We start from the raw sequence: 9,285 nt of genomic DNA, 5'->3' as shown, positions 1-9,285 counted from the left end.
GGAGCCGTTTTGAAAGTGATTCCAATGAATGAAAACGGCGAATTGATTCTATCCGAATTCGATAAATTACTATCGGATAAAACCAAAATTGTAACGGTAAATCACATTTCGAACGCTTTGGGAACTATCAATCCCATTAAATATATGATTGACAAAGCTCACAAATTTGGAGCAGCGATTTTGATTGACGGTGCACAAGCCGTTCCACATTTGAAACCCGATGTTCAGGAATTAGATTGTGATTTTTATGTTTTTTCGGGACATAAAATGTGTGGGCCAACAGGAACCGGAATTTTATACGGAAAAGAAGCTTGGCTCAACAAATTACCTCCGTATCAAGGTGGTGGCGAAATGATTAAGGAAGTGACTTTCGAAAAAACCACTTATGCTGATTTACCGCATAAATTTGAAGCAGGAACACCTAATATTGCTGGAGGAATTGTCTTAGGAACTGCTGTTGATTATTTGAATTCCGTTGGTTTTGACAATATTCAAAAACAAGAATTGGAATTATTAGAATATGCCACAAAACGATTATTGGAAATTGAAGGGTTGAGGATTTTTGGCACAGCCAAGGAAAAAACATCGGTGATTTCGTTTAATGTTGGCGAAATTCATCCTTATGACATTGGCACGATTATAGACAAACTAGGAATAGCCGTTCGAACTGGACATCATTGCACGCAACCCATTATGGATTTTTTCAAAATACCGGGAACCATTCGGGCTTCGTTTTCGTTTTATAATACCAAAGAGGAAATTGACGTTATGGTAGAAGCGGTGAAAAAAGCGCAACTAATGTTATCTTAAAACAACACGATATGAAACTATTTACTATGATTTTATTGAGCGTTTTCCTTGGCAAAAGCTGTACAAGTCAGACCAAAAATGATTTAAAAACAGCCGTTTTGGAATATACTGCCAACACAAGGGGTTTTTACCAGAAAATAACTATCGAAAACCAAATGGTAACTGTTTCAAAAGACCGAAGCGGAACCGACAAAGCCGTTGCAACAAAAATTTCGGAGAAAGATTGGAAGGAATTAGTTGAGTGTTTTGAAAATATCAAATTGGATAGTTTGGCGACTTTAAAAGCCCCAACCGAAAAACGCTTTCACGATGGAGCTGCCATCGCCAACTTGAAAGTTGTTTATAAAGACAAGACTTATGAAACCGAAGCTTTCGATCACGGTTATCCACCAACAGAAATCAAAAAATTAGTTGATAAAATAAATACATTTGCTAAAAAAGAATAATGACAATTAAAGAAATACAAGAAGAAATAATAGACGAGTTTTCGATGTTTGACGATTGGATGCAACGCTATGAATACATTATTGATTTAGGTAAAAACTTGCCGTTGATTCGAGAAGAATTCAAAACTGATGACAATCTCATCAAAGGATGTCAGTCAAAAGTTTGGCTGAAAGGCGAAAAAAAAGACGATAAAATTGTCTTCACTGCCGATAGTGACGCAATTTTGACCAAAGGAATTATTGCCATATTAATTCGGGTTTTTTCGAACCAAAAAGCTTCGGATATTCTGAATGCAGATATGGATTTCATTGATAAAATAGGTTTAAAAGAACATTTATCGCCAACACGCGCCAATGGTTTGGTTTCGATGATAAAAAATATAAAAATGTATGCATTGGCTTTCGATGCAAAAAAATAATCTTTTAACCATATAAGGAATTTAAGATCATTTAAGTTAGAATAAATATAGATTGAAATTGACAAAAATATGACAAAAACATATCTAAAAGATTTGATTTATCAGGTTAATGGTTGTGCAATCGAAGTTCACAAACATCTTGGTCCTGGGCTTTTAGAAAGTGTTTATCATAGTTGTTTAAAAAAAGAATTGACAATTAGAGGCTTTGATTTTCAAACAGAATTAATAATCCCTGTCAATTATAAAGGGTTAGAAGTTGAAGCTGGGCTGAAATGTGACTTGTTTATAGAAAAAAGTTTAGTAGTTGAACTAAAAGCAGTCGAAAAAGTATTGCCCATTCACGAAGCACAACTTTTAACTTATATGAAACTTTTAGAAGTTCCAATAGGATTAATTATAAATTTTAATGTAAAACATATTTTTAAGGAAGGACAAAAAACTTACGTAAACGAATTATACAGATATTTAGATGAATAAAAACCATTCAAATCAAAACATTCAATGACCTTCATTTTATTATATGGTATAAAAAATAGATGTTTTTAAACATTAATAATCAACTACACAAGAAATTTAAGTTCATATAAGTTGGTTATGGAAAAATTAAGTTAAAGTAAAATATCCAAATCAAAAACCTTCAATGACCTTCAATGTCTTATATGGTTTAAAAAATAGATGTTTTTAAGTGTTAATAATCAACCATATAAGAAATTAAGTTCATATAAGTTGGTTCTAACAAAATTAAGTTAAAGCAAATTATTCAAAATATAAACCTTAAATGACCTTCATGTCTTATATGGTTCAAAAACAAAAATTATGGAAACAAAAATAGACACCAATAAACTAGGAATGGACATCGTTGACAGACTAAAAACAATTTACGATCCTGAAATTCCAGTTGACATTTACGAATTGGGATTGATTTATGACGTAATGGTTAGCACTGATTATGAAGTAAAAATCCTGATGACACTTACTTCGCCCAACTGTCCTGTTGCCGAAAGTTTACCAAGAGAAGTAGAAGAAAAAGTAAAATCAATAGCGAATGTAAAAGACGCTGAAGTAGAAATCACTTTCGATCCACCTTGGAGCAAAGATTTAATGAGCGAAGAAGCAAAATTAGAACTAGGAATGCTTTAAAAATTTGTTCAGGGTTTAAAGTTTAAGGTTGAGCAACTTTAAACTTTTAAACTTTTAAACTTTTCAAATGGAAGAAATAGTAAATAAAGTTGCCAATAGTGTCTTGGAAGTTTTCGATCTCGAAGATTTTTATCCAAAGGGAATTCGTGCACAAATTGATATTTCACAATGGCTTCTAGAAGGATTTTTGTTGAAAGAAAAAGACTTTAGAGAACAACTTAAAAACCACGATTGGTCGCAATATCAAGATCAATATGTTGCCATCAATTGTAGTACTGACGCTATTGTTCCTGCTTGGGCGCCAATTTTGGTTGCTGTACAATTAGCTCCTTTTGCTACGAAAATCGTAAACGGAAACATTGAAGATTTAGATTCTTCATTATACGAAGAAATACTTTCCAAAATTGATTACTCGGTTTATGACAACAAACCTGTTATCCTAAAAGGATGTTCGAAAAAACCAGTTCCGATGCGCGCTTATATTTTAGCCGCACACAATTTGCAGCCCTTTGCAAGAAGCATTATGTATGGCGAAGCCTGTTCAGCCGTACCTCTTTTTAAAACCCATAAAAAAGTTTAATTTTTAGAGTTTTTATTATCTTTACTTTTCAAAACAGTAAAAATGAAAAAGACAGTAATTTATCTCGCTTTAATTCTAGGTGTATTTTCAGTAAATGCACAAGAAACTGTGAAAGACTCCACAAAACTTTGGAAAAACGGCGGAAATTTTCTTCTGCTTTTTAACCAATCCGCTTTTAATGCAGAATGGTTAGCGGGCGGAACTTCAAGCATTGCAGGAAATTTTGGATTGAATTATGACTTTAATTATAAAAAAGACGATGTACTTTGGGATACAAAAATCATAGCTGCTTATGGTTTAACCAAAATAAAAGAAGCTGCAAAAACAGCCAAGACTGACGACCGACTGGAGTTAAATTCTCTTTGGGGCAAGAAAGCTTCTGAAAAATGGTATTACTCTGTTTTTTTTAATATCAAAACACAAATGGATGCTGGATTTGATAAAAATGGAGTTGAAGTTTCTCACTTTTTCTCACCAACCTATTTCCAATTTGGTCCTGGTATGTTGTGGAAAAAAGACTCAAATTTAAGCATCAATATAGCACCAATAACTCCCCGATTAATTTTGGTCGATAGCAAATATACTGTTCTAGGTTCATCGTTTGGTGTTTCCCAAGGCGATACATCACGATTTGAATTTGGTGCAAGTGTTTCTGCCATTTATAAATTAAATGTAATGGCAAACGTGAAAGTAGAAAACAGACTGAATTTATATTCCAATTATTTAGACAATCCACAAAATATTGACGTGGATTATCAGATGAATATCGTGATGAAAATTAACCGATATATGTCGACTAATATTGCTCTACAAACCATTTATGACGACAATGCCATAAAAGCAGTTCAAGTAAGAGAAGTTTTTGGATTGGGATTGGACTTCAGTTTCTAAAACAAACACAGATTTGCTTTGCCTGTTCGCCCTTTGGTCTCGGGGCACAAATTTCCACAGATTAATTTATGAAAATTTGCGACTGTTTTTTTGGTTTCTTCTCCCTCTCCTTTGGAGAGGGTTGGGGTGAGGATTATTACTCTTTTTCAATAGCATCCTTATAATCTGGATACAAAAACTTATTGTATGGAAAACGCGTGATGTGAATATGTCTCACGGCTTCATAAACTCGTTCCCGAAATTCTTCGAAATTCTCTTTGTTTGTTGCTGAGATAAACAAAGCGTTTTGTTCGCCTACTCGATTCATCCAAGTTGTTTTCCATTCTTCAAGTGTGAAATGTCTTGGTGTTTTTTCGGTGATTAAATCGTCTTCATCAATGGTTAAATGTTTGTAAGCATCAATTTTATTAAAGACCATAATAACGGGTTTGTTACTCGCCTTGATGTCTAATAAAGTTTGATTTACCGATGCAATATGATCTTCAAAATCAGGGTGCGAAATATCGACAACGTGCAATAACAAGTCAGCTTCACGAACCTCATCGAGCGTACTTTTGAAAGAATCAACTAATTGTGTGGGCAGTTTTCTAATAAAACCTACGGTGTCAGATAATAGAAAAGGGAGGTTTTTTATCACTACTTTTCGAACCGTTGTATCTAAAGTGGCGAAAAGTTTGTTTTCGACAAAAACGTCACTTTTCCCAACAGCATTCATCAAAGTTGATTTTCCCACATTAGTATAACCTACTAAAGCCACTCGAACCATTGCACCACGATTGCCTCTTTGGGTTCCCATTTGTTTATCGATTGCTTTGATTTTTTCTTTTAAAAGTGCAATTCTATCACGAACAATACGTCTATCGGTTTCGATTTCCGTTTCTCCAGGTCCACGCATCCCGATTCCTCCTTTTTGGCGTTCCAAGTGCGTCCATAATCCAGATAATCTTGGCAACAAATAAATACATTGCGCTAATTCTACTTGGGTTCTTGCATAGGAAGTTTCGGCTCTTTGAGCAAAAATATCGAGGATAAGATTGGTTCTGTCGAGGATTTTACAATCTATAATTTTGGAGATGTTTTTTTGTTGGGAAGGTGTCAATTCATCATCAAATACCAAAGTTGAAATGTCATTTTCTTTTACAAAAAGGTTAATTTCATCAATTTTTCCAGTTCCTAAAAAAGTCTTTGGATTGGGTTTGTCCATTTTTTGCCAAAACCGTTTCACCACTTCACCACCTGCAGTAAAAGTCAAAAACTCGAGTTCGTCAAGATACTCATTCAGTTTCTCTTCACTTTGATTTTGGGTAACCATTCCAACAATTGCGGTCCTTTCAAAATTTATTATTTCTTTTTCTAACATAACTTTTATTAAGTTGCAAATTTAATGATTTGTGGTGGACTTTAGGGAGTTATAGAGTTATAAAAATCGGACTGCTTTTTGAATGTATTTTTAAGTAATTACTATTCAATTGCCCTGATTCTCGACACCATCAATGCTATAAAAAATCCAAAAATACCAATAAAGGCGAATGAAAATCGCAAGCCAAATAGTTCGGCAATATGACCAATAACTGGCGGTCCCAACAAAAATCCAAGAAAGCTCACGCTGGAAACTGCTGTCAATGCTTCACCTGTTGGGATTGTTGGATGTTTTCCCGCAAGACTATAAAGGGTTGGTATAATGGTAGAAACACCCAATCCCACAAACATAAAAGCGATAGTTGCTGGGATTATAAACGGAAAGATCACTGCGGTAAACAATCCTGATGAAATCACGACACCGCTAATTTGCATCACTCGCTTTCGTCCAAATTTATTGATTAAACCATCTCCAAAAAACCGACCGCTTGCCATCATAATCATAAAAGAAGCATAACCCAAAACCACTAATGACTCTGGTGCCATAACAATATCTTTGAAATAAACACCGCTCCAATCGAACATAATTCCTTCGCTCGCCATACTGCAAAAACCGATTATTCCCAGCAAAATCAGAGATTTATCTCGTTTTCTGAATCCTTTTTTCTTCTCGAGTTGAACGATTTCTTTGGCTTTAATCAAAAATTTAAAATTAAGAACATCCAACACAAGGACGAGTATTGCAATGATTAAAAAATGAGTGTACGTTCCTAATTTTAATGCCAACATTCCAAGACCCACAATAGCTCCTGTGAATCCAGCCAAGCTCCACACGCCGTGAAAAGAAGACATAATGGTTTTTTTGAAAAGTCCTTCAGTATAAACACCTTGGGTATTTACTGCAATGTTAGATAAATTACCAAAAATTCCAAGTATATATAATCCAAGACCCAATTGCCAAGCGTTTTGAGCTAAACCTAAATTAGTCAAACTAAAAGCATACATTAAAATAGAAAAAGGAAGAATGCGGTGACTACCAAATCGAGTAACCAATTTTCCCGAAAAAAACATCATTGTTAACTGACCTACTGGCAAGGCAAACAGAATTGTTCCTAATTGTCCATCGGTTAAGTGTAAATCGGCTTTTATAATTGGAATTCGGCTTGCCCAAGTAGCAAAACACAAACCCATACCAAAATAAAACATTGAAACAGCCCAACGAATTCTGGTTAAATAAGATTCTTTCGCATCACGATACGACTTCCTGTATTTGCCTTTAGCTTTATACCTGCCAATAAAATTAAAATACTGCAAATCGTTATTATTTAAAAATTGAGTCGTCAAAAGTACAAAATCAATATATTCAAATTTGGCAGTTCAGCCTTAAACTGAAAATTATTTCGGAATTCATTATAAATTTAAAGCCTTCGCTTGCTCGCTACTTTGAATAGCCAGTTCAATAATTTGCATTACGTTTGCTCCGTCTATAGCAGTTACTGGTTCGGTTTTGTTATTAACAATAGATTGGTATACACCTTCAAAAAAATCATAGTAATTCCCTTGAAGTGTTGGCACTTTTTCCTTGATAATTGTACCATTGATTTCTGTGTGTAAAAGCCCTTGATTTTCATCAGATTCCGTTCCCCAATTCATTAAATTTGGCTTCATCCCTAGTTTTAAATTATCTTCCTGCACATCTCCACGCAGTTTTAGAAAAGACCCTTTTTTGCCGTGAACAATATAGGAAGGTATCGCTTCCCTGACAAAAAAACCAGCTTTCAATCTCACTCTAAAATCCAAATAATACAGTAAAATATCAAGATAATCATCAACTAACGAATGTTCTCTAGTAATCCTAATATCGGCAAAAACAGCATTGGGCAAACCAAACAAAAACAAGGCTTGATCGATTAAATGTGGTCCTAAATCTTTCAGGATTCCTGCGCCAGAATTAGCTGTTTCTTTGTGTTGTTTTGGACTTAAATTAGGATTGTAGCGGTCAAAATGAAATTCGGCTTCTACAATTTCGCCTAATACCTTTTCCGATACTATTTTTTTTACGGTCTTGAAATCGCTATCCCATCTCCTATTTTGAAAAACGGACAATTTTAAATTTTTCTCTTTTGCTAAAGCTGCCAATTCTTTAGCTTCGGCAACTGTAGTCGTAAATGCTTTTTCGACTATGGCGTGTTTTCCTGCCAATAAGACTTTTTTGGCATATTCAAAATGAGTTCCCACAGGCGTGTTTACGACTACCAAATCAATAGATTCATCCTGTAGAATAGACTCTAAAGTAGGATAACTTATGACTTCTGGATAATCTTCTTGAATTAATTTTTTACTTCTTTCCCAAGAACCCAAGAGTTCAAAACCGGGATGAATTGCTAAAAAAGGAGCGTGAAAAACTTTTCCTGACATTCCGTAAGACAATAGTGCTGTTTTTATTTTTTGCATAGAACGGAGAATTTTAGGTAAAATTAGGCGAGAAATTCCAAAGTAAAAAAAGAAATAGCGCAATTATTAACAAATTTTTATCGTCTTGCAAAAACTAAATCTTTGCAACTAAAATAGAAAGCCTTACTTTTGTGCGCAATACAGAATTTAAAAACAACAAATGGGAACACTTATTCAAATAGCTCAATTAATCTTGTGCTTGTCATTCTTAGTCATACTTCACGAATTAGGACACTTTTTACCTGCAAAATACTTTAAAACAAAAATCGACAAATTCTATTTGTTTTTTGACCCTTGGTTTTCAGTAGTAAAAAAGAAAATTGGCGAAACCGAATACGGAATTGGATGGATTCCAATGGGCGGTTATGTTAAAATCGCTGGAATGATTGATGAAAGTATGGACAAAGAACAAATGGCTTTGCCTGCTCAACCATGGGAATATCGAAGCAAGCCAGCATGGCAACGACTAATCATCATTTGTGGTGGTGTCATTGTAAATTTCTTTTTGGCTTGGTTCATCTACACAATGCTTTTGTTTAACAATGGAGATAATTTTGTGGCCAATTCTAAAATCAAAAATGGAATAGCGGTTGATACAGTTGGAAACATTCTTGGATTAAAATCAGGCGATAAAATTCTAAAAGTTGACGGAAAAGAAAAAATAAGGTTTGACCAACTGCCAATCGACATTCTTTTTGGAGACAACATCACGGTAAGTAGAGACGGAAAAGAAGTTACTTTTAATTTAGCTGATGAAGGTAAGCGTGAAGTGATGAAGAAAGCGGGTAAAAACTTTTTGAATCCAAGAATTGAAACTGTGGTGGATTCAATTGCAAAAAACTCTCCTGCCGCTCTTTGTGGTTTACAAAAAGGAGATAAAATCATTGAAATAAACAATACCAAAACTGCTTTCTATGATGAATTTATTTCTGAATTAAATAAAGTAAAAAAAGATTCAATTACTATAAATGTACTTAGAAACAGTCAAGAAGTTGTTTTAAAAACAAAAGCCAATAAAAATGGTAAAATTGGTTTTTATCCAAATTTACAAATTTTGAAAGATGCTTATGTAATCCAAAAATTATCCTTTTTTGAAGCTGTTCCAGCAGGATTTCATAAAACAATAGCAACTTTATCTGGACAAATCCGCCAATTTAAAATAATCTTCAATACAAAAACCGAAGGT

The 9,285-nt window shown here is 34.1% G+C and carries 11 protein-coding genes; 8 read left to right on the top strand and 3 right to left on the bottom strand.

Annotation, left to right across the window (positions count from 1 at the left end):
- The 7 genes from PHC28_RS11425 to PHC28_RS11395 all read left to right on the top strand — a co-directional run.
- A partial coding sequence (locus PHC28_RS11425) for a cysteine desulfurase (protein ID WP_300100287.1) occupies positions 1–810 on the top strand: 810 nt, incomplete at its 5' end.
- Between the two features lie 11 nt (positions 811–821).
- Complete coding sequence (locus tag PHC28_RS11420) at positions 822–1,256, top strand: hypothetical protein (protein ID WP_300100284.1); 435 nt, start codon at positions 822–824, stop codon at positions 1,254–1,256.
- Positions 1,256–1,675, top strand: a complete 420-nt coding sequence (locus tag PHC28_RS11415; RefSeq protein ID WP_300100281.1) for a SufE family protein — start codon at positions 1,256–1,258, stop codon at positions 1,673–1,675. Before PHC28_RS11420 ends, PHC28_RS11415 begins: the two co-directional genes overlap by 1 nt.
- A 69-nt stretch (positions 1,676–1,744) precedes the next feature.
- Positions 1,745–2,152 (top strand): GxxExxY protein, encoded by a 408-nt coding sequence (locus tag PHC28_RS11410; RefSeq protein ID WP_300100279.1) that lies wholly within the window; start codon positions 1,745–1,747, stop codon positions 2,150–2,152.
- Between the two features lie 339 nt (positions 2,153–2,491).
- On the top strand, positions 2,492–2,815 hold the full coding sequence (locus PHC28_RS11405; RefSeq protein ID WP_300100276.1) for a DUF59 domain-containing protein: 324 nt from the start codon (positions 2,492–2,494) through the stop codon (positions 2,813–2,815).
- A 67-nt stretch (positions 2,816–2,882) separates the two neighbouring features.
- The gene (locus PHC28_RS11400; protein ID WP_300100273.1) at positions 2,883–3,395 is read left to right on the top strand and encodes a DUF2480 family protein; all 513 of its coding nucleotides are present in this window, start codon (positions 2,883–2,885) and stop codon (positions 3,393–3,395) included.
- A 42-nt stretch (positions 3,396–3,437) separates the two neighbouring features.
- Positions 3,438–4,286, top strand: a complete 849-nt coding sequence (locus tag PHC28_RS11395; RefSeq protein ID WP_300100270.1) for a DUF3078 domain-containing protein — start codon at positions 3,438–3,440, stop codon at positions 4,284–4,286.
- Positions 4,287–4,422: 136 nt separating this feature from the next.
- On the opposite strand, the gene hflX is transcribed toward PHC28_RS11395, so the two are convergent.
- From hflX to PHC28_RS11380, 3 genes are all read right to left on the bottom strand, one after another.
- Positions 4,423–5,646 (bottom strand): GTPase HflX, encoded by a 1,224-nt coding sequence (gene hflX / locus PHC28_RS11390; protein WP_300100267.1) that lies wholly within the window; start codon positions 5,644–5,646, stop codon positions 4,423–4,425.
- Positions 5,647–5,747: 101 nt separating this feature from the next.
- Complete coding sequence (locus PHC28_RS11385; RefSeq protein WP_300100264.1) at positions 5,748–6,959, bottom strand: MFS transporter; 1,212 nt, start codon at positions 6,957–6,959, stop codon at positions 5,748–5,750.
- 96 nt (positions 6,960–7,055) lie between these two features.
- Positions 7,056–8,099 (bottom strand): Gfo/Idh/MocA family oxidoreductase, encoded by a 1,044-nt coding sequence (locus PHC28_RS11380; protein WP_300100261.1) that lies wholly within the window; start codon positions 8,097–8,099, stop codon positions 7,056–7,058.
- A gap of 160 nt (positions 8,100–8,259) precedes the next feature.
- Here PHC28_RS11380 and rseP point away from each other — a divergent pair.
- Positions 8,260–9,285 (top strand): RIP metalloprotease RseP (rseP, locus tag PHC28_RS11375; RefSeq protein ID WP_300100258.1); only part of this gene is annotated, 1,026 nt, incomplete at its 3' end.

The organism is Flavobacterium sp. (assembly GCF_028712645.1).
In the GTDB taxonomy this organism is placed as follows: domain Bacteria; phylum Bacteroidota; class Bacteroidia; order Flavobacteriales; family Flavobacteriaceae; genus Flavobacterium.
The sequence above is the reverse complement of the archived record's forward strand: the minus strand, read 5'-3'. Positions and strand labels throughout refer to the sequence as shown.